Source organism: Parapedobacter deserti, assembly GCF_042646065.1.
Taxonomy (GTDB): domain Bacteria; phylum Bacteroidota; class Bacteroidia; order Sphingobacteriales; family Sphingobacteriaceae; genus Parapedobacter; species Parapedobacter deserti.
Map to the genome: position 1 here is coordinate 1,160,445 of NZ_JBHRTA010000038.1, position 23,026 is coordinate 1,183,470.

Annotated in this window: 23 protein-coding genes; 14 read left to right on the forward strand and 9 right to left on the reverse strand. The window is 46.7% G+C overall.

Annotated elements, in window-relative coordinates:
- Positions 1-16 precede the first annotated feature (16 nt).
- From ACFOET_RS17555 to ACFOET_RS17570, 4 genes are all read right to left on the reverse strand, one after another.
- Positions 17-3,343, reverse strand: coding sequence for a SusC/RagA family TonB-linked outer membrane protein (locus ACFOET_RS17555; RefSeq protein ID WP_379025057.1), 3,327 nt, complete (start codon positions 3,341-3,343; stop codon positions 17-19).
- A gap of 169 nt (positions 3,344-3,512) precedes the next feature.
- Positions 3,513-4,535, reverse strand: coding sequence for a FecR family protein (locus ACFOET_RS17560; RefSeq protein ID WP_379025059.1), 1,023 nt, complete (start codon positions 4,533-4,535; stop codon positions 3,513-3,515).
- Between the two features lie 54 nt (positions 4,536-4,589).
- Positions 4,590-5,186, reverse strand: a complete 597-nt coding sequence (locus tag ACFOET_RS17565; RefSeq protein ID WP_379025061.1) for an RNA polymerase sigma factor — start codon at positions 5,184-5,186, stop codon at positions 4,590-4,592.
- A gap of 81 nt (positions 5,187-5,267) precedes the next feature.
- Positions 5,268-6,656: a glycoside hydrolase family 140 protein gene (locus tag ACFOET_RS17570; RefSeq protein ID WP_379025063.1), complete on the reverse strand. Its 1,389-nt coding sequence runs from the start codon at positions 6,654-6,656 to the stop codon at positions 5,268-5,270.
- A 226-nt stretch (positions 6,657-6,882) separates the two neighbouring features.
- On the opposite strand from ACFOET_RS17570, the gene ACFOET_RS17575 reads away from it, so the two are divergent.
- From ACFOET_RS17575 to egtB, 6 genes are all read left to right on the forward strand, one after another.
- Positions 6,883-7,728 carry a CvfB family protein gene (locus ACFOET_RS17575; RefSeq protein ID WP_379025065.1) on the forward strand — a complete coding sequence of 282 codons (846 nt, stop codon included), beginning with the start codon at positions 6,883-6,885 and terminating at the stop codon, positions 7,726-7,728.
- Between the two features lie 419 nt (positions 7,729-8,147).
- Positions 8,148-8,429 carry a GNAT family N-acetyltransferase gene (locus ACFOET_RS17580; RefSeq protein WP_379025067.1) on the forward strand — a complete coding sequence of 94 codons (282 nt, stop codon included), beginning with the start codon at positions 8,148-8,150 and terminating at the stop codon, positions 8,427-8,429.
- Positions 8,430-8,479: 50 nt separating this feature from the next.
- Positions 8,480-10,117, forward strand: a complete 1,638-nt coding sequence (locus ACFOET_RS17585) for an FAD-dependent oxidoreductase (RefSeq protein WP_379025069.1) — start codon at positions 8,480-8,482, stop codon at positions 10,115-10,117.
- A 151-nt stretch (positions 10,118-10,268) separates the two neighbouring features.
- Complete coding sequence (locus ACFOET_RS17590) at positions 10,269-10,661, forward strand: OsmC family protein (protein WP_379025071.1); 393 nt, start codon at positions 10,269-10,271, stop codon at positions 10,659-10,661.
- Positions 10,662-10,841: 180 nt separating this feature from the next.
- Positions 10,842-11,831 (forward strand): L-histidine N(alpha)-methyltransferase, encoded by a 990-nt coding sequence (locus ACFOET_RS17595; protein WP_379025073.1) that lies wholly within the window; start codon positions 10,842-10,844, stop codon positions 11,829-11,831.
- Positions 11,832-11,857: 26 nt separating this feature from the next.
- Entirely contained in the window at positions 11,858-13,048 is a 1,191-nt protein-coding gene (gene egtB / locus ACFOET_RS17600) for an ergothioneine biosynthesis protein EgtB (RefSeq protein WP_379025075.1), read from the forward strand.
- Positions 13,049-13,341: 293 nt separating this feature from the next.
- On the opposite strand, the gene ACFOET_RS17605 is transcribed toward egtB, so the two are convergent.
- On the reverse strand, positions 13,342-13,650 hold the full coding sequence (locus ACFOET_RS17605) for a hypothetical protein (protein WP_379025077.1): 309 nt from the start codon (positions 13,648-13,650) through the stop codon (positions 13,342-13,344).
- Positions 13,651-13,796: 146 nt separating this feature from the next.
- On the opposite strand from ACFOET_RS17605, the gene ACFOET_RS17610 reads away from it, so the two are divergent.
- From ACFOET_RS17610 to msrA, 7 genes are all read left to right on the forward strand, one after another.
- The gene (locus ACFOET_RS17610; protein WP_379025079.1) at positions 13,797-14,078 is read left to right on the forward strand and encodes a hypothetical protein; all 282 of its coding nucleotides are present in this window, start codon (positions 13,797-13,799) and stop codon (positions 14,076-14,078) included.
- Positions 14,079-14,191: 113 nt separating this feature from the next.
- The gene (locus ACFOET_RS17615) at positions 14,192-14,542 is read left to right on the forward strand and encodes a hypothetical protein (protein ID WP_379025081.1); all 351 of its coding nucleotides are present in this window, start codon (positions 14,192-14,194) and stop codon (positions 14,540-14,542) included.
- A gap of 140 nt (positions 14,543-14,682) precedes the next feature.
- On the forward strand, positions 14,683-15,348 hold the full coding sequence (locus ACFOET_RS17620) for a response regulator (protein ID WP_379025083.1): 666 nt from the start codon (positions 14,683-14,685) through the stop codon (positions 15,346-15,348).
- Positions 15,349-15,422: 74 nt separating this feature from the next.
- Positions 15,423-15,635, forward strand: coding sequence for a hypothetical protein (locus ACFOET_RS17625; protein WP_379025085.1), 213 nt, complete (start codon positions 15,423-15,425; stop codon positions 15,633-15,635).
- Between the two features lie 180 nt (positions 15,636-15,815).
- A complete protein-coding gene (locus ACFOET_RS17630) occupies positions 15,816-16,355 on the forward strand; it encodes a Crp/Fnr family transcriptional regulator (protein ID WP_379025086.1) in 540 nt (179 codons plus the stop codon).
- Positions 16,356-16,546: 191 nt separating this feature from the next.
- Positions 16,547-17,437 (forward strand): alpha/beta fold hydrolase, encoded by an 891-nt coding sequence (locus tag ACFOET_RS17635; RefSeq protein ID WP_379025088.1) that lies wholly within the window; start codon positions 16,547-16,549, stop codon positions 17,435-17,437.
- Positions 17,438-17,761: 324 nt separating this feature from the next.
- The gene (gene msrA / locus ACFOET_RS17640) at positions 17,762-18,406 is read left to right on the forward strand and encodes a peptide-methionine (S)-S-oxide reductase MsrA (protein ID WP_379025090.1); all 645 of its coding nucleotides are present in this window, start codon (positions 17,762-17,764) and stop codon (positions 18,404-18,406) included.
- Positions 18,407-18,466: 60 nt separating this feature from the next.
- Here the strand turns inward: msrA and ACFOET_RS17645 are convergent, their stop codons facing one another.
- Positions 18,467-19,048, reverse strand: a complete 582-nt coding sequence (locus ACFOET_RS17645) for a YdeI/OmpD-associated family protein (RefSeq protein ID WP_379025092.1) — start codon at positions 19,046-19,048, stop codon at positions 18,467-18,469.
- Between the two features lie 240 nt (positions 19,049-19,288).
- On the opposite strand from ACFOET_RS17645, the gene ACFOET_RS17650 reads away from it, so the two are divergent.
- Complete coding sequence (locus tag ACFOET_RS17650) at positions 19,289-20,971, forward strand: tetratricopeptide repeat-containing sensor histidine kinase (RefSeq protein WP_379025094.1); 1,683 nt, start codon at positions 19,289-19,291, stop codon at positions 20,969-20,971.
- A gap of 395 nt (positions 20,972-21,366) precedes the next feature.
- Here ACFOET_RS17650 and ACFOET_RS17655 read toward each other — a convergent pair whose 3' ends face one another.
- The 3 genes from ACFOET_RS17655 to ACFOET_RS17665 form a co-directional block, all read right to left on the reverse strand.
- Complete coding sequence (locus tag ACFOET_RS17655) at positions 21,367-21,564, reverse strand: PH domain-containing protein (protein ID WP_379025144.1); 198 nt, start codon at positions 21,562-21,564, stop codon at positions 21,367-21,369.
- Complete coding sequence (locus tag ACFOET_RS17660) at positions 21,504-21,746, reverse strand: PH domain-containing protein (protein WP_379025146.1); 243 nt, start codon at positions 21,744-21,746, stop codon at positions 21,504-21,506. Before ACFOET_RS17660 ends, ACFOET_RS17655 begins: the two co-directional genes overlap by 61 nt.
- Before the next feature lie 142 nt (positions 21,747-21,888).
- Positions 21,889-23,016, reverse strand: coding sequence for an endonuclease/exonuclease/phosphatase family protein (locus ACFOET_RS17665; RefSeq protein ID WP_379025096.1), 1,128 nt, complete (start codon positions 23,014-23,016; stop codon positions 21,889-21,891).
- Positions 23,017-23,026 lie beyond the last annotated feature (10 nt).

Sequence of the window (23,026 nt, forward strand, 5' to 3'; positions counted from 1 at the left end):
TGCATGTCGACTAAATTTAAAAATTAACGGTCAATCCCATGAGGTAGCTTCTTGGCTGCGGCGTAACGAGATTGTCCACGCCGAAGCTCCGGGCGTCAATATTCATTGATGCTTCCGGATCGTAGCCGCTGTAGTTTGTGAACGTGAGCAGGTTTACGCCCGTGGCGAAAAAGCGTACTGATTCCATACCAATACGGCGGGTCAGCAGCTGTGGCAAGCGGTAGCCAACCGTGAGTGACTTGACGCGGAAGTAGGAGCCGTCTTCCACATAATAGCTGCTGTTGCGGATGTTGAAGCCGCTTTTTGTAGCGCGTGGCACGGTATTGCTCGTATTGGGCCCGGTCCACCGCTTATAGTAACTCTCGGCCAGCGCCCCATAGTCTCGCCCTCCGAGGTGATCGAGCCCGGTCCTCCATGCGGCGGCGATGTCGTTGCCTACCGAGTAGGTGGTGAATAACGAGAAGTCGAAATTCTTGATGTTGATGGTGTTGGTCATACCGCCACTGAATTTAGGTTCAGCACTTCCAACGATCTGTTGGTCTGCTGAGTTGATGATGCCGTTGCCATCAACGTCGTCAAACCAGATGTCGCCGGGACGGACACCTTGGTTAATAAGGGGTTGCGGAATCTCATCGAGTGACTGATAGATGCCGCGCTGCTTGTAGCTGTAGATGGTACCCAGTGGTTGGCCTACGATGATGGCGTTCCAACCACCAATCAGTATAGGGGCGTCACCGATGAGGCTGGTCACTTTGTTGCGGATGAAAGCGATGTTGAAGTTGGTTGTCCACTGGAAACCGTTCCGGTTGATGTTGGTGCTGTTGATGGTGAGCTCATGCCCCCGGTTTTCCATTGAACCGATGTTGGATGTTCGTGAGGTGAAGCCGCTGGTGGCCAATACGGGCACGTTATAAAGCAGATCATCAGATGTTTTTATGAAGTAATCATATGTCAGGCCAAACCGTCCGTTTAGAAACGTCAAATCCACGCCGATATTGGTCTGTTCAGACGTTTCCCACTTCAGATCGTAGTTTCCGATGCTGGTGATGCTCAAGCCCGTCAGCTCGTTGTAATTGTAGCCACCGGTGGCCAGGGGAAAATAGTCGTAATAGCCGATTCCGTCTTGGTTGCCCGTTTTTCCCCAGCTGAGACGAAGCTTGCCAAAGCTGAGCCAACTGGCATCTTCGAGAAACTGCTCTTCGGAAAACACCCAGCCAAAACTAGCAGCCGGGAATGTCGCATAGCGGTTGTCTCTGGAGAACTTCGAGGAGCCGTCATAACGGGCGGAAGCCGATAGCAGGTATCGGTTCTTATAGCCCAGGATGAGCCGCCCGATGTAAGACTCCATCGCATACTGGGAGCCGTCTTCGGTGCCTGTGCGGATCGTGGCAGCCGAGATGTGCTGGAAATCGTCAGACGGTAGCTCCGTGCCCGTAGCTTGGTTAAAGTTGTACGTATCCCTGAAAAAGGAGTAAGTGGCCATTGCCTCCAGGTTGAACCCGTTATCCCACTCGTTGCGATAGGTAAGGGTGTTGTCAAACGTGCCTGAGTACCGATAGTTCCGAACGTCGTTTATCCAGCCCTTGCTGCCATTATAGGGGTGGCCGATTTGCTGTACGCGGTGGCCGTTGCCGAGCCGGATTTCGGTATTGTAGCTGGTCTGAAAGGAAAAGTTCTTCAGAAAGCTGATGTTAGCATAGGCATTGATCAAGCCCTGGAAGTTCTTGTCTTGTGTGTGATCCTTGTCCAGGATGATCATGGCGTTGTGGCGAAGGATGTCCAGCCCTCCCACGGCATACGAGCCATTTTCGAGGAAAGGCCGGTCATAGGGTCGTTGTTCCAGCGAGCGTTGGAAGAGTGCCGTTCCCTGGTCGCCGTTGGGAATAGACGTGCTGAGCGTGTAGTTGCCGTTAAGGTTGACGCCGACGTTCAGGAAATCGTAGGGTTTATAATCAATGTTGTTGCGGAAGGAATACCGTTTCAAGGAGCTTTTTTCGATCATGCCTTCCTGAAGCTGATACCCCCCGGACGTAAAATACGTCACATGCTCATTACCCCCGCTAAATGACAGGTCTGTCTGCGTAGACAACGCTTGGTTGCGGATGATGATGTCTTGCCAGTTAACATCATATGGATCGCTCGGCACCGAGCCGAGAACGGAGTTGATGTTGATGTAGCCCGTAGAACCAGGTGTATAGCCCATGTCGGCATTGAAGGTATTGACAGCCTCGGTCTGCATATCGATGTATTCCTGCGGGCTGAGCAAGTTCAGCTTTTTAGGCATCACGCCGATACCTGTGGTTTGGTTGAAGCTGATTTGAGGGGTTCCGCTTTTGCCCCTTTTCGTTGTGATCAAGACGACGCCGTTGGTGCCCCGGCTACCGTAGATGGCGGTAGCTGCCGCGTCTTTAAGAACATCTATCGATTCGATATCATTCGGATTGATCAGGGAGAGCGGGTCTTGGCGGTATTCACCCGAAAAATTATAGCTCGCCGTTTCTTTGGAAAGGGGGATGCCATCGATTACGTAAAGGGGCTCATTATCTCCATTGATGGAGCTGATGCCGCGTATGCTTACCCTCGAACGGCCGCCCGGTGTGCCATTGGTCATGGTCAGGTTCACACCTGCAATCTGTCCCTGCAGCAGCTGGTTTGCGCTGGAGACGTTGCGCTGCGGTACATCAGACGGATTCAAGCTTCCCACAGCGGTCGTTAAGTTTTTCCGGATATTCTGACCATAGCCGACCACAACTACCTCACTCAGCTCACCGAGGCTGGTTTCCAGCGCGAAGTCGAGCGTCAAGGGTCTACCGGCTTCGACAGAGACTGACCGGCGTTGCTGGGTGACATACGACACGTAGGTTACTTCAAAGGTGTATGTTCCCGGCGTGAGGTTGAGTGTATACCGCCCTTCGTTGTCTGCACTGACACTGCGGTTCAATTCGACGACACGGACGCTTGCGCCGCCAAGCGGTCCACCATCGGTATCTGTAATTTGGCCGCTGACCCGTACTGGCTGTTGGGGTGCAGCGTAGGTAACCACAATGTTCTTGCCCACCGATTCATATTGGGTATTCGTGATGGTGGATACCTTATTCAGCACTGCGACTAAGTTTGACCGCATATGAAGGGTAATCTGCTGGTCTTCCGGGATGGAACCGTTGCGGTATACAAAGCGGTAAGCAGTCTGCCGTTCGATTTCCTGCAACACATGCTTGAGTGATTTGGCGTTGACTTCCAGGTGCACGCTTGCTTTTTCAAGGCCTTGTGCATCAGATGTGCGTGCATGGGTCATGGTCAAGCCAAACACGATCCATGCAATAAACACTGAACTGCTTCTCATGACTGTTAATAAAAGAATGGGTATTTTCGATCTCATTATCATTACGTGATTAATGTCTTTGTTGATTAACTATATTCTACTACGCGTTCTGGCACTCTGCCTGAACTGTTGTCTCGCTGGTCGCCATCAGTGTACGTCCATATTTATTCCTTTCTCTTGTTTCAACATCTTAATAACAATTGCCTCCGTCAATGTAAATGGTCTTTTCTGTTATCCTGTAGGTAAATCCGGAGCTTTTAGCCAATAAATCCAATACTTTATTGATGGGCAGGTTGTCGAACTCGCCGGTGAATCGGCATGTTTTCAGTATGGCTTCGTTAAAAATGATATCAACACCATACCACCGTTGCAACAGGTCGGCTACGTCGGCAAAGGGGAGGTCCTGCATAGCGAGCACGCCATTTTTCCAGGCCGTGAGCACCTTGATGTCTTGGATCTGCGAAACCGTGGCGCGCCGAGTCGTTTTGTCATAGGCGAGCTGTTGGCCGGGCGCCAGCCTCGTATTGACCCCATCATGGGTGCTTGGCGAACCAGCGTCGTCCCTTACTTCGACCAGTCCGGAAGATACCGATACGGTTATGGACGCTTCAGCGACGGCATTCACGTTGAAAGCGGTGCCCAGCACCGTTATGCAAAGTTGCCCGTGGCGCACCGTGAATGGTCGAGCGGTGTCTGGAACCACCTCGAAGAACGCTTCCCCATCGATCTTCACGTCACGTGAGCCAACGCTGTAATCATCGGTATACTGCAGTCTGCTGCCCGCATTGAGGTGTATTACCGAACGGTCTGGCAAGTGAACAGTCTTCCGTTGGCCGAGCGCCGTGGTGATTTCGTGGGTATTCACTTGGGCTTCGGCGGGTGTGGTGTCGGCGGTTTTCCACAATAGCGGTAGTATGGCCAGACATACCGCGCACGCTGCCGCCGCACCAAACCACAGCCGGCGCAGCCGGAAAGAAGGTCGGACAGGCTTTACGCGATTCATCACCTGTTGGATGCGGCGTTGGCCTTCCGCGTCAGTTGAGGCGGTCTGCCCATCTGCTGCCGTTTCCCACCACTGTTCAAAAAGTCGGTGCAGCTCACGTTCATTGGCAGGGTCATCCAGCATCCGATAGAAGTCAGTCAGCTCAGCCTCGGACAGGCGGTCGGTGATATAGCGATTGTAAAGTTCGTCCAAGCGTTGTTTGTTCATCATGTAGATGACAACGCCGAGGTGGGGTACGTCTTATCGGTCCGGATTAAAGTTATGTTACCAAATTATTAGCAAAACTGCACCAATGGTAATCAGGTATGCCGTTTTGCGTATCATGCGGCGAAGCGTACTGTAGGACTGACTCAATTGGTTTTTTACCGTATGCGGTGAGATGTTCAGGTGTTTGCTGATTTCTTCGGTAGAGAGTCCTTGTTCAGCTTTTAAGCGAAAGATCTCTTTGCGTTTCGGAGGGAGAGCGTCTACGAATCCAGCGATAACGTTGTGCAGGTCGTGATAAATAGCTTCTTGTTCCCCATCTACATCAGCTGGCGCGGTTTCCGCGTAGTGAGTTTCACGAAGATTCCGGGCGGCTTTTTCTTTCAGCGCGTTCAGCGCTCTATTGCGGCAAATCCTAAAGATCCATGCTGGAAGAGATTCGATGGTAGTCAGTTCATGCCTTGATTCCCATAGTTTGATGAATAGATCCTGGGTAATCTCTTCAGCCAATTCTGTCGACTTCAGCAGCCGCTGCACAAACCGATAAACGCGCGCTTCGTGGCGCTGCATCAACGCCTCTAAGGCTTGCGGTTCCCCTTTCGCAAGCAGGGCCAGAAGCGTTTGGTCGTCGGGCAAGTCAGTCGTGTCTATGGTCATGCTTAAAAAAGTTTGTTTGCGCCCCGCAAAAATAGCATGCAGATGTTACGATAATATTAAGCCTTATTGAAAGGGCGGGAATCAGAAATGAGGGGATTTTTCCAGTTCCAAGATCCAATCATTGCCCCGCCCGCGCGTGGGCGGGGAAAATTTGGTTATGCCCTTGCCAACGAATCGTCCTGCCTGTTGCCGGTCGCCCGTTCTCGGATCATACCAATAGGCGTCTAGTTCGTTAGCGCCGCATAGGGAAAGGTCGAGCTCGGCAGCCCAGCCGGTCGGTATATATACCAGCACATAGTCCTTGCCCTGCGCCGCCACGATCCAATCCGTTTCCGGCACATAAGTGTTCTTTATAAACTCCGGAAAAGGTTGCAGTTCGCTGGCCGGCCGCGACGACAGCAAATTACGGGCATGGATGATGTCCCATGCACCCGGCAAATCCAGATCCTCATACCAGGTGCTCCTTGCCAGTCCTACAGGGTCCTTTGTTTCGTCCCGCATCTGCCAGATCGAATGGCACCCATAAGTATAGCCAAAACCGCCCGACAATATCGACCAGTACAGCGTCTGCCTCACGTCGGCATCATCAAACCAACCAAAGACATCGGGCGCCCAATTAACCGGATGATTCTCGTACCGGGGTTCACCGTCCATGATAGGCTTTGTGGGCGTGCGGTGATAATCCGGTAAAAACAATCGTTTATAGATGGCAAAAGAGCGTTGGGCATGCCCCGTTTGTACCATATTGAAATCCAGCCAATCGGTCCCGTGAAACCATTCAGCCGAACTTCTTTCACCAAGGGGATGGAAGGTCATCAAATGTACGTTGTCTACAGACTTGATGCCCCGTGCCATGGCGTCCCAGATTTCGTAGTTTTTCCCGCCGCCGGATCGGTCGCCACCGATTATCCAAATGACGTTTGGAGATGTTCTGTAGCGCTCACCGAGGTATTCCCCGTAAGCAAAGGCATTTTTCTTGTCGAAGATTTCAGGATCCACACCCCACTGTTTATCCACTTTATCGCCCCAGGTCGGCAACATGCCGATAAACAACCCTTTTTCCTGTGCCTTTTGCACCACCCAGTCCACATGTTCAAAGTAAGGCTCATTGGGCAGCGTGGGATTATTGTCTTTCAGGGGCGTAAGCCCTGCTGGGGTGGGCGTGTTCAATCCGTCCAGTTCAGCCAGCACAACGGCTTGAATCACAGTAAACCCCTTCTCTCTTCGGTTTTCCAGGTAGGTCTCCGTATGCGCTTTGTCCAGCCGGTGAAACAGTTCCCATGCCGTATCACCGAAGTAAAGAAACGGCGTCCCATCTTCGAACATAAGATGCCGGTTTGACCCATCAACCATAAGCTTTCCATGGCTGAAATCAACGGACGGCCCATTCCATTTTACTTCTTGGGTATGGCCATATGGCACAAGTGCAATTAGCAGCAACTGGGCAAAAAAGGTTTTTTTGGTCATCATGATCCACGTCTTTAATTTCTCTTGCGTATCGCCGTTATTGGTTAGTTGGTGTATTATCACCCTATGTCTGCGCAAGTTACTTATTTTTTTTTAACCTGTCGCCTTCGCTCGCCAGTGCGGCGTTTGAGGCTGCCGGTTGCTGTTTTCTGCATCGCCGATTATGATTAGGATTGTGTAGCTTTGCTCCTTAGTAAGATCAAAAAGCGCGTAGCTCAATATTGATAACATGGCAGAGATCGGAAGATACAACATACTTAGGGTAGCGGGAAAAAACAGCGACGGTTTAAGTCTGTCCGATGGTGTAGATGAAATCTTGCTCCCATCGGCTGAGGTACCTCCGCAGACCGAAGTAAACGACACGATCAGTGCTTTTGTGTTTCTGAACAAAGCAGGGCAGTTGCTGGCGACTACTAAGCAAGCGTTTGCGGAGGTTGGTGATTTTGCGTTTTTGACGGTTGTTGACGCCGGTGAAGACGGCGCTTTTTTGGATCTTGGCATCAGTAAAGACGTCTATGTACCTGTCAAAGAACAGCGTAAACCAATGCGCCCTGGCGAAAAGCATGTCGTTTATCTCTATCTGGACAGGGAGCATAAGCGAATGTTGGCATCGTCGCGGTTACATAAGTTCATCGAAGAAGACAACTTCGATTTTGAAGCAGGGGATGAAGTAGAGCTGCTCATCAGCGAAAAGACAGACCTTGGTTTTAATGCGATTATCAACAATCGCCATATCGGGCTATTGTATCGCAATGAATTATTCACCGATATCGCCATTGGCGACATTCGAAAAGGCTGGGTCAAAGGTATACGGGTGGAGGGCAAGATAGATCTCAGTCTTCGTCCCCAGGGTTTTGGGCATGTGCTTGATACTAAAGACGTGATTATGCGCGCCTTGAAAGAGGCAGGTGGAACGATAAGCTTGGGAGACAAAAGTACGCCCGAAGAAATTCAAGCGCGTTTTCAGATCAGCAAAAGCGCATTCAAAAAAGCCATTGGCGGACTGTATAAAGAGCGGCTCATCACGCTTGGCGATCACGAAATCAAGCTATTGACGGATCAGCGTGCCGACTAGTTAGCTATCCCAAGCCAGCGGAAATCCCAATTGCCGCTATAAATTTTCTGCTCGGCGGTACGGATAAAACGCCGAACAGGTTCCGGTAATTACCACGAAGATCGTGAAGTACTTCTCGTTAACTTCCACTATTGGCTCTTAAGTCAATTTTTACTTATTGATTTTCCAGTAGACTTTTGTCTACGTTTCTTGTCGTCATTTATCATCGTTTTTTCTCTCCAATTGAAATAGCTTTGTCCTATAAATTTGTCAAAGAGCAATGGAAAAGACATCTAAAAACCCACAGGCTTTCAAGGTCTACTTCGTCTTCGGGCCAGTGGTGAAGCAAGCGGCGTTATAATGCTTGGATTACAGCTGTTAGTATCCCGATACCGATCGTCCAACGCTTGAAAAATAAACTAATTTAGAAACAAGCAATTATGGAAGTATTACTAAAAGAAGACGGCGCCAAAGGCTTTGCAATGGCCAGAGCGAATGATAAGCGCGCAGGAATGATGACCTATTCCATCGCAGGGCCAGAATTGATCATCATAGACCATACAGAGGTTGAGCAAGCGTATAACGGTAGAGGTTTAGGCAAGCAGATGCTCTACAAAATCGTGGAAATGGCCAGAGCGAAAAGCATTAAGATTATTCCTTTGTGTCCGTTTGCGGCATCTATGTTTAAAAAATCAGCGGATATTAAGGACGTATTAAAATAAGCCTAATGAGAGACATTAGCGTCCCCTCAATAGTTAAATAACTACACACAATGACTGATCCACGATTTCCGGTTTTGACCCAAAAACAAATAAGTACCCTTAAAGAATTCGGTACCGTAATAACCTATGAACATGAAACCGCAGTTTTCGAAGTTGGGGATAACTCGTATGACTTTTACGTTGTCTTAGACGGAAAAATATGCGTGAAAGACTCAATTCATGATCATATTTTGGCAACCCATGGTATTAACGAATTTACCGGTGATAACAGTATGTTATCCAACAGAAGTATACCGTTTAGCGCATATGCTTCAGGGGGAACTACGGTCCTTCGCATAAAGCCTGATGTCCTCAAGGATATTATATCAAAGCACAGCGGTATAAGTGATGTCCTTTTGAGTGCATTTCTTCAGCGACAGGAGATCATGTTAAGGGAATTTAGTGGTGGAATAAAAGTCATTGGTTCTGAAAAATCTAAGGCGACTTATGATTTGCGCGATTTTATGGAGAAAAACCACATCTGGCACTCGTTTCTCAATATTGATGTGTCAAAAGAAGCACAAGAATTACTGGAAAGTTTCAACCTTTCAAATGAAGATTTACCCATCCTTTTAAATATGTCGGGTGAGGTCCACAAAAAACCAACGATTGCCGAACTTGCCAAACTAACAGGTGTGTTAATCGAGTTTAAGGATGAAATTTATGACCTACTGGTTGTCGGCGCTGGTCCATCTGGACTAGCGGCAAGCGTTTATGCGGCTTCCGAAGGACTAAGCGTAGTTACCATAGATGGTAATGCTCCGGGAGGTCAAGCCGGGAAGAGTTCAAAAATTGAGAATTACCTGGGTTTCCCAACAGGTATTTCTGGAAATGACCTTGCCAACAAAGCGTATATCCAAGCACAGAAGTTCGGGTGTAATATTTCCATTCCCCAAAAGGCAGAAACAGTAGAATATAACGGAGACTACTTTACGTTGTGTGCATCGAACGGTAAAAACATAAAAGCGAAATCCATAATAGCAGCGACTGGTGCTAACTACAGACGTCTGCTTGTAGAAAACATTGAAAAATTTGAAGGTAGTGGGGTTTTTTACTCAGCCACCGGCATGAATGCCGCTGCTTGTAAAAACGAGTTGGTCGGTGTAGTTGGCGGCGGAAATTCAGCTGGTCAGGCTGCTTTATTTCTAGCAGATCACGCCCACGAAGTTCACGTGATTGTTCGTGGTGATGATTTAGGTTCTAAAATGAGCGATTACCTGGTTCAAAGAATATATACAACGCCCAATATTATTGTGCACAAGAACAGTAATGTTGTTCAACTTAATGGAGCACATCACTTGCAATCTTTAGTCCTGGATACGAATGGGAAAACCCAAACCATAAAAATATCCAATTTATTCACCTTTATAGGTGCAAAGCCCTGTACAGAGTGGTTAAATGAACTTATATCAATGGATGATAAGGGATTCATTTATACAGGCGCCGATGTTATAGAAGCAGCAATGACCAAATGTTCCATCTACGAAGAAAGAAAACCACAATCTTTAGAGGCGAGCATACCCGGATTTTTCGCTGTAGGCGATGTAAGGAAAGGTTCTGTAAAAAGAGTTGCTTCCGCAGTTGGTGAAGGTTCAATGGCAATTAGCCAAATCCATCAGTATTTAGCTGAAAAGGCGCTATCCACCTAACGAATTATTATGCAAAGCGATGATGTACTCCCCGCTAAAACAGGAATAGGGCATGTGCACTTAAAAGTAGCCGACCTAAAGCGTCCCATCGATTTTTATTGTGGTTCTGCCGGCTCAGGGCTAAACAGCAACAAAAATACTAGTACACAAAATGAGAACAATTATTGCTACCATCGGAAAACAAACGTATAAGACAGAATTACAAGCAAGAAACCATATCGTTATAGCGGACGAACCCATTGAAGTGGGAGGACAAGATTTAGGATTTACGCCTACAGAATTGCTTGAGTCATCATTGGCAGCTTGTTCCACAATGACCATTAGGATGTATGCTGACAGAAAGGGATGGAGCTTGGATAAAGTGGAAATCAAAGTTGGATTCAAGAGAAACATAGCCACCCATCAAATCACTTTCGAAAAGGAAATTCAGTTGTTTGGCGATCTTGATAATGAACAGCGGGAAAAATTACTGGAAATGGGATCAAAGTGCCCAATAGAAAAAATGATTACGGGAAATGTTGTAGTTGAATCTAGACTACTGTAAGATTCGAGATTGACAAAACCTTATGTTGCCGAGCGATGTAACTTATTTACTGTAGGACGCCTATAAAAATTTTAATGAGGAAATAACAACATTAGAAACACCATGGTAATGGCGGCAATGACCGAAAGCGGAGCCAATGTGAAAGAGGTCAACAAATAAGAAAAACATAAATTGGTTATTGTGGATATACATAGTATCAATAGACATATTACAGGTTCGAAGAAGGATGCGTCAAAAAAATTTGAGGAAGATGTGCTGAATGGGTTGCTCTCTTCCCCTAAGAAATTATACCCTAAATATTTCTATGATGAAGAGGGAACCGCGTTGTTCAGGAAAATAATGGATACGCCAGAATATTACCTGACAGGCTGCGAATTGGATATTTTCAAAAACAAAACTGCCGAACTGGCCAAGTGTATTACGCCGGATGTGGCTCCTTTTGACCTAATTGAACTGGGGGCTGGCGATGGCTTTAAATCGAAACATCTTCTTCATTACCTGTCTCGTGCTAATGCAGAATTCACTTATATGCCCATTGATATTTCAAATTCTATCCTTGGGTTTTTACGCAATTCATTGCAGACGGAACTACCTCGTTTGCAAGTGCAAGGTTTTGAGGGCGAGTACATGGAAATGTTGACCGAGGCATGTGCCTCCTCCAATCGACGAAAGGTTATACTCTTTCTAGGGGCGAATATCGGAAATATGGAAGTGGATGAAAGTATAAACTTCTGCAGGCAATTACGGACGCTACTTTCCCCTGGAGATTTGGTGTTAATTGGGTTTGATTTAAAGAAAAACCCGAAAACAGTCCTTAGTGCCTATAATGACAAATCTGGAGTTACTTCCATGTTCAATTTGAATCTATTAAAACGTATCAATCGCGAACTTTTGGCCAACTTTGTTTTGGACCAGTATGAACACTATCCAATGTATGATCCCGTAAGTGGTTCCTGCAGGAGCTTTTTAGTAAGCTTAAGGAGTCAGCACGTCAATATCGGCAAACAGACCATACAGTTTGAGAAGGATGAGGTCATTGCTATGGAAATTTCACAAAAGTATAATTTAAACGAAATCCGCAGCCTGGCAAAAAATACAGGATTCGAGACCGTTGGGATGGTCATGGATTCACAAGAATGGTTTGTGGATGCCATTTGGAAAATAAAGTGATAGGAGCAACTAATTGAAGGCACCCTATGAAGTCAACGCTAATTGATAAAAATCGCACATATGGTTTATTGGAAAAATATAAACTTGTCCGAAAGTGGACTGAGTCCATTTGTTCCCCATTGCAAATTGAAGATTATGTGGTGCAACCCATTGAAGATGTAAGTCCTCCTAAGTGGCATTTGGGGCATACAACCTGGTTTTTCGAAACATTCGTGCTAGCGCCCTTCTTCCCCGGGTATAAACCGTATGATGCAAAATTCGATTATGTATTCAATAGTTATTATGAAACTGTTGGGTCTCGTATTATCAGAACTGATAGAGGGAATCTTAGCCGCCCCTCGGTATCTGAGGTCTATCAGTATCGACAGTATATCGATAGTCACATTAAGCAACTGTTTGGGGATACAAGTGCAGACAATGCCCTGTTGGATATTTTAGAATTAGGAATCAATCATGAACAACAACACCAGGAACTCTTGTATATGGACATCAAATATATACTCGGGCATAACCCATTGTTTCCCGCGTATAGCCATAAACCGGTTTTTGACGAAATTGAGGTGTCAGAAGGAAAGAAATTGCGCTTTTCAGCAGGAATACATTGGATTGGGTTTGAATCAGACAACTTTTGTTTTGACAACGAGTTGGGAAGGCATCAGGTTTATCTGGATGCCTTCGAAATCGCCCCATACCCTGTGAGCAATGCTGACTTTATGGAATTTATTAAAGACGGGGGATATCACGATTTTAGGCTTTGGCATGCGGCCGGATGGGATTGGGTAAATAGAAACAGTGCCAAGGCACCATTGTATTGGCAATTCGTGGATGGACAGTGGATGCAGTATGGGCTAAATGGCTTGCAGGAAATTATCCTCAAGGAGCCTGTCTGCCATGTCAACTATTATGAGGCGGCTGCATTTGCGGCATGGAAGGGCGAGCGACTTCCCACGGAGGCCGAATGGGAGGTCGCTTCGGAACAAATCAAGTGGGGGCACCGCTGGGAGTGGACGGAAAGCGCATATCTTCCATATCCAGGATTTAAAAAAGCTCCCGGGGCTATCGGCGAATACAATGGGAAGTTTATGGTCAACCAGATGGTTTTGCGCGGTGCCTCAGTAGCTACTCCTAAGGGACATAGCCGCAAGACGTATCGAAACTTTTTCCAAACAGATCAACGGTGGCAATTCGCTGGTATTAGACTGGCTAAAGAAATTTAAAAAAGGGTTACAGCCGTGTCCCTTCTTGATTTCGCTTCTCCTGAGATGGAGTCCTAGGTTCTGATAGCCATCGGCGGACTGTATAAAGAGCGGCTCATCACGCTTGGCGATTACGAAATCAAGCTATTGACGGATCAGGGTGCCGACTAGTTAGCTATCCCAAGTCAGCGGAAATCCAAATTGCCGCTATAAATTTTCGGGTCGGCGGTACGGGTAGCTGGGCAGGATGTGAGTCATTTGTGGGTAATAACCAGATCCAATGAGCGGTTTCGTAATCGCGGAAACCAGAACTTTCAAATGGTAGTTACTTCCCAATACCGGATCAGCAAGTCCTTTTGCCGGAACTTGGTTGCAAGCCTTGCTTTCAACTGTTCCCAATAGTCCGTATCCACGACATCGGCCAAGACTTCGAAAATCGCTAACATATCTTTATCCGTCCTTTTATTTGTTTCTTTCCACAGTCCCTCTATGGACATCTGTCTGTACACGGTAATACCCCCGAATTTTTCGGTGAGCGCTGACTGGAGATCTTTAAATTTTTCTTCCGGGAAACGATTACCATCGTTGTCTACCAACGGAACAAATACTTGAACGAGTTTCATCCGATCAAATGCTTGCTTAACAGCTGCAAAATTGAATTGTTTTAACCGGCCATGAAGGCAATTTGTCCTTTCTTAGTGTGGAAGCCTTTCACATGCTCCATCAATATTACGATAATTGCGTATCTTGGTCGCGTCATTAACCAATAATGAAAAGAACAATCACTTTTGCGTGTATCGTCTTCGTCCTTAGTACCGGTTGCGGGAAAGATGATAACGCCCCGATGCAGATCAACTATCGCGTTGTTAAGAAGTGGGAACACTACAGCCGTGAAGCCCCGGAACCATATGGGCTAACCGAATACACGTATGATGCACTTGGTAGCGACATGCCGCCCGCATTCAGCAGAAAACGTTACGAACCGAGCATTATCATGCAGACGGGACGTTGGCGTCGACTACGGCAAATGAATACGATGGGGATAATGTAACCAGTATTATCATTACCGAACACCAATTAGGGGTTGTTTCTGAACAGCGTTTCGTATACGATAACCAAAATAGAATAATCCGTCAAGAACTTAAATATCCAGGGCAGTCGCTTATGAATTACATCACTTACAGGTACGACAGTCGAGGCCGGCATATTGAACTAGCCACTTTTGATTCAAATGACCAGCTGATTGAACGTGTGGAGTACAAGTACCTTGCACAACAAATGTCTCCTGTAGAAGAGCTCAGGTACTCGCATGGGTTGGTCATCCGTCGCAAATGGATTTACGATGCGTTGGGCAATCAAGTTGCCTGCATCCTGTCAACGGGCTCTGGTCAATCCGAATGCAAGGTATTGCAGCGCAAATATGACGAGCATCAAATTTTGGAGGAAATTCATGCCGCGCCCCACTTGGATTGTATGGAAACTAATTTTACACGATACGAATACGAGGAGTTTTGATGTTTGATTGCTAGCAACGGGCAATGAACGCTACATGCACCATAGCGTGCCCTCATCAATACGGGAAACCGTATAAAAAATCTTCATGGCTGCATTACCTTTGACTCTGGGATAGAAAAGATTGAAATAACTTTAGACGGATGTTCAAGAAAGTATTGATTGCCGAGGACCACGAGACAACTAATATTTCGGTGCAGAAGACACTGGAAGAGCTTGGAATTGCAGAGCATAAATACGTCTATTATTGTGATCATGCACTAGCTTGGGTCCAGAATGCCTTTCGGAGTGGCGAACCCTATGAGCTACTGATTACCGATTTGTACTTTGAAGATGATTACAACGAACAAAAACTTTCCAGCGGAATTGAGCTCATCCGGGCCGTCAGGGAAGTGCAACCCGGTCTCAACGTGATCGTTTTCTCTGCCGAGGGCAGGTCAGCTGTTATTGACGACCTCTTCAAAACGCTTTCCATTGATGGCTACGTACGCAAAGCACGGCGCGATGCCCAAAACTTGAAGCAGGCTATTCATACCGTTTTCCGGCATCAGACCTATGTCTCGCCTGATCTGCAGCAAGCCATCAGAGCCAAGAACTCATATGAGTTTACCCCATTTGATATTGCGGTCATATCGCTGCTCTCACAGGGCGTGCTACAAAAGGACATCCCGTACCACTTGCAGCAGAAAAACATTAAGCCCTCCGGGCTGAGTAGCGTGGAGAAGCGCCTCAACCTCATCAGAGAAGTGTTGGCTTTTTCCAAAAACGAGCAGCTCATCGCTTATTGCAAGGATATCGGTATTATCTAACCCATTTTCCATTTTACGGTTTCCCGTAAGGGAACCGCTACACCAGCAGTTACCTTTGGATCATCATATCCATCATGAGCTACGCAAAACGAAAGTATTATGTAAATTCCGCGGTCGATGCAGACCGTGATGTTCATCACGAAGATTGTACATCTCTTCCGGAGCCTGACAACCGGAAGTACCTCGGCGAGTTCTATTCCTGTATTGTAGCGGTCGTAACGGCCGTAAGAATGTACCCGACAGCAAATGGGTGTAAAATATGTTCGCCCGAATGCCATATCGAATAATGCCTTCTTACGTTGTAACCCGAAAATGGAAACACTACACTTTCCCGGTGACCTCTTGCATAACGGAGCTGAAATTCAACACACCATACCTATGCGAGTTAAACCTGAATTTGTTATATTCGTCATGTATTTTAGCTGTTTCATGCAATTTTAACGTTGATTTCTGCATTAGAAAACATATTGGATATAGCGAATTTGCCTCAAGAAGCTATCGGCCACCTCAACAAGCTCGTGGTCATCACCTCCGCTGCAAAAGGTTCGATGCTGATAAGGAAGGGGCAGCGCTGCGATCATTTTTATATCATTCAAAAAGGATTTGCTCGGATTTATGCTGTCATCGATGACAGGCAAATCACGACCCTGTTTGCCCGCGAAAATGATATCATAACATCCACTTACGCGTTGTTTACAAAAGGAAACAGTGATGAAAACGTAGAGATATTGGAAGATTCAATGCTTCTGAAAATTGACTATGAAGCATTCATAGACAGCTGCAACGCAAATCCCCACCTACTTAAACTGTATCGCGTCATGATGGAAAAGCACTATCTCGCCTTAGAAGAGCGGACCCTGTCACTCCAGTTCGATAGTGCACTGGAACGCTATCAGAAGCTGCTTTCGCGCCACCCGTTCATCCTGCAACGGGCATCCCTCGGCTCGATCGCTTCATACTTGGGCATGTCGCACGTCACACTTAGCCGTATGCGTGCTCAAGTATGAGCATTCGCTTATTTAGCATTTGCTAAAAAACCGCCTTATTTTCACCACTACATTTGCCTTTCCGAAACGATATAAAAATGGATAGGATTTATTCTCTTTTGGTCATGTCAACGCTAATTTTTTATTCATACACGCTGTCGGCTCAGTATGGTGAAGACCGTCGATCTGAGCAAAGCGAAAACTATTACCATATGAGAACCCCAAGTTTCAAAAGCAAAATCTATCGATTGGTCATTCGGTTGGCCGGTATAAAAACAAAGATTCAGAAGCAATTTAAATTGGGTGATTTCAGCAGGGCGCACCAGGCCGCTCCCATACCGGCTCATGTGAAGAAGCAATGTGAGGTCACGTACCGTGTGTCGGCCACCGGCCGGACCGTCTGGGAGCTCAAAAAAAAGGGTAGCACCCCTAAACGTTATCTGTTTTTTATCCATGGCGGCGGGTTCGTTTTTAACATCACCAAATACGATTGGACCTTACTCAACAAGATTGCACAGCATACTGATGTGGGTATCGTAGTGCCAGACTACCCGTTGGCTCCCACAAACAACTTTCTGGATGTATTCCATACGGTTGTTCCCGAATATGCAGCTTTAGTCAATTCCGTAGGCGGAGAAAACGTGATTCTCGCCGGGTTCTCAGCGGGGGGAGGGATTGCGTTATCGCTCGCCCAATATGCGCAGAAACAGCAGCTTCAGCAACCGTCGCAGATTATCCTATTATCCCCGCTGTTAGACGCCACGTTACAGCATCCGGAAATCCAGCAAATTGACACGTATGACCCCTACATTGACGTTAAAGGAATGGAGTTGGCAATTTCAGCTTATGCAGCAGGAACCAGCGCAGACGATTATAGGATAAGCCCCATATATGGCCCACTCGAGGGTTTGGCGCCTATTCATCTCTTTATGGGGACGCATGAAGTCTTGTTGCCCGATGCACGAAAATTAACAACAATAGCCCGGGAAAAGCGTATTCCGCTTACCTACTATGAATACAACCAGATGTACCATGGTTGGGTTTTTCTGAACATAGCCGAAGCAAAGGACGTGTTCAGTAAATTGATAAATATTTTGGGATAATAGAGAAAGTTGACGCTTGAAGAAGCGCGACAACTGAACCACAATATCCGTTTTTACTACCAGATTCATGATCCGATTTCTTTTCCTTCTGGCTTTCCAGTGGCAGGCTATTATAAGAGCTTCTGGTCGGCTCACTGTTTCAACTGTCGGTATTGACTGACCAAAACGGTAGTAACTATTTCCCCTATTGCACAAATTGGAACATAGGTGTACATTTGTAATAAGTAGGAAAGAAGTAATACCGAACTTGAAGGTGGACTTGATCTGATCGGTGAAATATTAAATAAGTTGTAATTTCAAATTATAACAACAAGAAATAGACATATGGACACAAAAGTGATCATTGGCGTTGTCTTTCTTTTGCTTTTGTCTGTTGCATTTATGGCAAGCAGATTGAGGAATGGCACGCAAAACGACGCGCAATCCAAGAAAGAAATTAAGTTAAACAAACAAATAGACAATAAGAATATGGCGAACAGCAAAAAAGCATATATCGCAGGCGGATGTTTCTGGGGGATGGAAGATTTATTCAGAAAACAAAAGGGAGTCTTAGATACCGAAGTAGGCTACATCGGTGGAGAAAATGAAAATCCTACGTATGATCACCATCCCGGCCACGCCGAAGGAATCGAGATCACGTATGATACTACCGAAACCAATTTCAAGGAAATTCTGGATTATTTTTTCCGTATCCACAACCCTACTACCGTTGATCAGCAGGGCAACGACATCGGATCGAGCTATCGATCGGCGATTTTCTACCAAAATGAAGAAGAAAAGCAGACAGCCGAAGAAGTAATAGACATCGTAAACCAATCGAACCGATGGGACGGAAAAGTAGTTACTACATTGGAGCCATACACCAAGTTTTGGCCCGCAGAGGAATACCATCAGGACTACCTGGTTAAAAATCCCAACGGTTATACCTGTCACTTTGAGCGGTTCGGAACATTTTTAGATAAAGAATAGAAAGGCCCCTAAAACCTCAAAAACATCTGTCGTAGTTTCACTGATGCGCCGTGATGCCGATTAGTCATCAATTCCTTTCCCGTCTAAAATATGCTGATAATATTTTTCAATTCTCGCTTCCCGGGTTTTCGATTGCTTGGCTTGATTAAAATAGAACAAATATCCTTTTTGCCGTCCCGGTGTCAACGAATGGAACGCTTTGTCCAACGCTTCATCTTCGGTTAAAGCCCGCTGAAATTGTTCGGGAATGGGGTAGTCCGTTACCTTTCTCATTACCACTTTCTTACCCGATTTTTCAATTTCAACCGCTTCGTTGATATACGCTATGATAGTAGGTTTCAGTATAATAATCTGTTCAATATTTGTAAATCTGACTTGCCTTGCTGACTGCACGTTTTCCGTTTGCTGGATTAAAATGCCTGCAGGATCCTTCATCAAAGCACCTTTATGAAACAGCAACGCACAATATTCCTTAAACCCGTGAATGAGCACAACGTTCTTTCCCTCGAAGGTATAGCAGGGGTGCATCCATTTATAATCCTCTTCGAGCGATTTGTTTTCACGGATGATTTCCCGTAGCATCAGAAATTCTTCGCTCCATTTTTCTGCTTTTTCGAAAAAGCGTTCAGCCTGTTCGTTCATAGGCTGTAAATTTAAGATTTTGAACAGTTCATAGCAAAATTTGCTGCTGGAAGTTTCTCATACCCCGCGCCGTACTTCCACTTTTGTTAGTCATGGCCCTACCGGCCTTTTCGATTGGCCGAATCGATCTGCAAACGCCCATCTAAAATGTGGTCTAAACTGCAACGCACCGTTGCAGATTTGCCAAAAAGTTATTTTCCCGATATAATTTTTACTAATTTCGGGTAAAATTGAATTCAATTGAAGGCCTTAAACTTATCTATTCCATTCATCCTGCTGTCCTGCTCAACAGAAATTGAGCAAGAGCCCACAGCTACTGACCATACTTATCGCGATCAAGCCTACTCGTTTCTTGAAAAAAATAACGCAGACAGTGCGTTTTTTTATTTCAACCTTGCAGGAGAGCAGTATCAGGAATCGAAAGACAGCCTAAACGCCGCCAATTGCCTGATACAGATGGCTATTATTTTATCCGATAAGGGCGATTATTTCGGTAGCCAGGAGACCTCGTTTCAAGCCAACGCGTATTTAGATGAAGCCAATCCGGATCATCATTATTACCTGAGTAGCAATTTCAACAGCCTTGGCATCTCAACGCAACGATTGAAGGATTATGAGCATGCTTTGGAATTTTATGAAACCGCTATTCGGTTTTCAACAGATTCGGCGAGCACCCAGCTATACCTAAATAATAAAGCCAAGACCCTCCAACAAAAGAAAGACTATGCTGCGGCATTGGAAATCTACAAAAAAATTATCGACGAAAACACCGAAAACCCACGAGCATATGCCCGTGCGCTCACCAATTTCGCGGTTACCCAATGGGCTGCAAACCCTAGTTACGATGCGCTGCCAGACCTTTGGCGTTCCTTACATATCCGGCAGCGAGAAAACGATCTGTGGGGGCAAAACTCCAGCTACACCCATCTTGCCGATTATTATACCAATAAGCAGCCCGATTCCGCACTGTACTATGCACATCGAAGGTACGCCGTGGCAAGGACACTGCGGAGTGGCGACGACCTTGCTCACGCCCTTCAAAAACTCATCCAATTGGAAACATCCGACTCCGTTAAACACTATTTCAATACCTACCAACAACTTATCGATAGCATACAACTTGCCCGCAGTGCTGCCAAAAATCAGTTTGCACTGATCCGCTACGGAGTCGAAAAGAACAAGGCAGACAATTTAAAGCTACAGCAAGAAAACGCCGAGAAAGTTTATCAGATCAACAGGCAACGCATCATTACCATCGTCATTCTCCTGATCGCTATCATTTTTTCTGTGGGAGGTATCTATTCGTATAAAAAGCGAAGGCAACGAATAGAGCTGGAATCACAAAACAGGATAAAGGCATACCAACTTCGCACGTCCAAAAAAATACATGATGTGGTGGCCAATGGCATTTACAGGGTTATGGCCAAGCTCGAAAACCAAGACATTATCGATCGGGAAGCCATGCTAGACCAACTGGAAGATATGTATGAAAAATCCCGCGATATTTCCTACGAAACGGCAGACTTGCCAAACGTGCAATACAACTTTCACGAAAGGCTAGCCCAATTGCTTACCTCTTTCGCTACCAATTCTACGAAAGTGATCATTGCGGGCAACGATCCCGACTTGTGGGATGGTGTATTACCGGAAGCAAGGCAAGAGTTGTTACACATCCTTCAGGAACTCATGGTCAACATGCGCAAACACAGCCAAGCTAGTCACGTTGCTGTGCGTTTAGCGCGGCAAGATGGCCAATTGCTGGTTTACTATACCGATAATGGTGTTGGCCTGCCAGAAGACATCGAGTATGGCAAAGGACTCACCAATGCGGGAAACCGTATAAAAAGCCTCCAAGGTGTTATTACCTTCAACAACACCGCAAAAACAGGGTTGAAAATTCAAATCACCTTGCCAATCATTTAAACAATAACGCAGAAGACCATCAGAGCTGGGCAGCTACTGCAAATAAATAATCGGGTTTACGGTTTCCCGTAAAAAATCAAAGCTTGCTCCAAGTAGTTTTGGTACCATATTCTGTCACATAATATTGCATTGCAACCGCATGAACGCTATTCTGTTACAAACATCATCTTTAGAAGGAGACGTTGTATTTTTTATCGTTGTTCTGGCACTTACGGCGCTGATATTCTTTGCGATTAGAGGAGTACTACTATGGTATTGGAAAGTAGATACCATCCTAAAAAACCAGGAAGAGAGCAACCGTCTTTTAAAGGCTATCGCGCGCAATTTAGAATCGCAGAAGGATTCCACCAAGTCCGAGTAACGAAATGCGCTATGTTGTTTTTATTGAAAACTGGTCAAACCACTTCAATTTCCGGATTTAGCTTTAGCAAATCGGCAATAAACCCCTGTTTGTCCTTCGGAGAAATAACGATACTATCGAATTTGTTGTAAAAGATCTCCAGCCGGTCCAGCGAAGGGGCAGGGGCGCTGATTAAGGTTCTGGTTTCCTCAATTTGCGGACAGAAGCAATAGGTATTTCCTTTCGTTTGTATAACAAGCCGGCGTGAATAGTCAGCACACCGTGATAGATGACATAATAGGTCGCCAGGAAAAGCTGGATGCACAAAGCTGTACTCACGAGCATCAACAGCGCAAATCCGAATCCCGTCAACTTCGCCGTGGGATCAGACTCCTTCATGGGCAAAAGAACAGTCAGCAGCGTGGCGCTCAGCATGATTCCCAAAACCGGAATAAAGAGAGCCAGACCTACCTTCGCTTTTTATTTTTTCATGGGCAGCAAGATACGAACTATTGCAGTTGAGCAGAATGAAAAGGTACTCGTGTTTAAGCTCAGAACGGAGCCTTATGTCGTTGATTCACAGCATCGGCAATGGAGTGATCTCACACCAGAGCACATGGTGGTCGCTGGCAGCATGCAGCTGCCTTTCCAGTTCAGGGTAAACGCTCCAGCGTTTTGGCCGGCTGCCCGGCCATGCGCCTTTCCTGAAGATCCCGCAGGCGGTTACCCGCCGGAAAAGTGGGGGCGACAGCAGCAGGTAGTCTATCTTATCGCTGTCATTTCCTAGGCCGAAAGTTCCCTTGCCGGGGAACTCGCCGGTATCGAAAGCCGGATGGGCGGACACATCCCGGAGGTCTGTGCCCGACAGGAGGGGATGCAGGGCCGCGCTGCCAGGCGTGTCGTTTAGGTCTCCGAGAATTACGACATTCGTGTGGCCTTCGCCGGAAAGCCTGTGGTATATTTCCGCTGTCCGTTCCGCCTGTGCCTTTCTTTTCCGTTGAGAGGCGGCATCGTTGCCCCCGAATTTGCTTTTGAAATGGTTGGGCAGTACCCAGATGATTTCACCGCCCGGCGTCTCTACAGCATATTCCGAACAGTCCCGGCTGAAGACCGGATTGCCCGCTGCATCCAGGTCATGGATGTGGCTTCGCATCAGGCCGATATTGAATCCGGTCTTGGTCATCAAGCCCACATCGATGCCCCGGTCGTCGTTCCCATCGATCAGCATCACATTCGGATAGGGTGCTCCATCCACTTTGCTGAGCACGTAATCGCTGAACTGCTTAAGTGCCACCCGGTGCTCGGCTTCCACAACGGCCAGGATATCCGCGTCCACGTCCCTGATCACCCGCCCGGTATTCATGATGGCTGTTTCATTCACATGTGCCATTTTCAGCTCGGCCCAGCCAACCCAGTCGCCGCGGCCGTCTGCCACGATGGCAACCGGACCGCTCTTCGGCCGCCGGAGCAGCTGCCCCCGGACCCTGCGGAGCAGCACGTAGGGGCCGTTATCCGACCTCAGTATGCCGAGGGTCTCCATCAGCTCGAGCATGCGCTGTTTAACGGAAGGCGTGTAGACGGCTTGCTGAAAAAGGGCGTTCAATTCCGCCTCCTGTTCGACGATCCGCCGGGACCGTTCAGTGTCCTCATTGAAAGCTTTCGCCCGGTCGAATAGGTTTTCCACGTTGTAAGTTGCGATTTTCATGAACTGCAAT

What these genes read in the sequence shown, in the direction of transcription:
- ACFOET_RS17555 (WP_379025057.1), bottom strand. Translation starts at nt 3,343, where the DNA reads ATGAGAAGCAGTTCAGTGTTTATTGCATGGATCGTGTTTGGCTTGACC.
- ACFOET_RS17560 (WP_379025059.1), bottom strand. Translation starts at nt 4,535, where the DNA reads ATGATGAACAAACAACGCTTGGACGAACTTTACAATCGCTATATCACC.
- ACFOET_RS17565 (WP_379025061.1), bottom strand. Translation starts at nt 5,186, where the DNA reads ATGACCATAGACACGACTGACTTGCCCGACGACCAAACGCTTCTGGCC.
- ACFOET_RS17570 (WP_379025063.1), bottom strand. Translation starts at nt 6,656, where the DNA reads ATGATGACCAAAAAAACCTTTTTTGCCCAGTTGCTGCTAATTGCACTT.
- ACFOET_RS17575 (WP_379025065.1), top strand. Translation starts at nt 6,883, where the DNA reads ATGGCAGAGATCGGAAGATACAACATACTTAGGGTAGCGGGAAAAAAC.
- ACFOET_RS17580 (WP_379025067.1), top strand. Translation starts at nt 8,148, where the DNA reads ATGGAAGTATTACTAAAAGAAGACGGCGCCAAAGGCTTTGCAATGGCC.
- ACFOET_RS17585 (WP_379025069.1), top strand. Translation starts at nt 8,480, where the DNA reads ATGACTGATCCACGATTTCCGGTTTTGACCCAAAAACAAATAAGTACC.
- ACFOET_RS17590 (WP_379025071.1), top strand. Translation starts at nt 10,269, where the DNA reads ATGAGAACAATTATTGCTACCATCGGAAAACAAACGTATAAGACAGAA.
- egtB (WP_379025075.1), top strand. Translation starts at nt 11,858, where the DNA reads ATGAAGTCAACGCTAATTGATAAAAATCGCACATATGGTTTATTGGAA.
- ACFOET_RS17605 (WP_379025077.1), bottom strand. Translation starts at nt 13,650, where the DNA reads ATGAAACTCGTTCAAGTATTTGTTCCGTTGGTAGACAACGATGGTAAT.
- ACFOET_RS17610 (WP_379025079.1), top strand. Translation starts at nt 13,797, where the DNA reads ATGAAAAGAACAATCACTTTTGCGTGTATCGTCTTCGTCCTTAGTACC.
- ACFOET_RS17615 (WP_379025081.1), top strand. Translation starts at nt 14,192, where the DNA reads ATGAATTACATCACTTACAGGTACGACAGTCGAGGCCGGCATATTGAA.
- ACFOET_RS17620 (WP_379025083.1), top strand. Translation starts at nt 14,683, where the DNA reads ATGTTCAAGAAAGTATTGATTGCCGAGGACCACGAGACAACTAATATT.
- ACFOET_RS17625 (WP_379025085.1), top strand. Translation starts at nt 15,423, where the DNA reads ATGAGCTACGCAAAACGAAAGTATTATGTAAATTCCGCGGTCGATGCA.
- ACFOET_RS17635 (WP_379025088.1), top strand. Translation starts at nt 16,547, where the DNA reads ATGAGAACCCCAAGTTTCAAAAGCAAAATCTATCGATTGGTCATTCGG.
- msrA (WP_379025090.1), top strand. Translation starts at nt 17,762, where the DNA reads ATGGACACAAAAGTGATCATTGGCGTTGTCTTTCTTTTGCTTTTGTCT.
- ACFOET_RS17645 (WP_379025092.1), bottom strand. Translation starts at nt 19,048, where the DNA reads ATGAACGAACAGGCTGAACGCTTTTTCGAAAAAGCAGAAAAATGGAGC.
- ACFOET_RS17660 (WP_379025146.1), bottom strand. Translation starts at nt 21,746, where the DNA reads ATGCTGAGCGCCACGCTGCTGACTGTTCTTTTGCCCATGAAGGAGTCT.
- ACFOET_RS17665 (WP_379025096.1), bottom strand. Translation starts at nt 23,016, where the DNA reads ATGAAAATCGCAACTTACAACGTGGAAAACCTATTCGACCGGGCGAAA.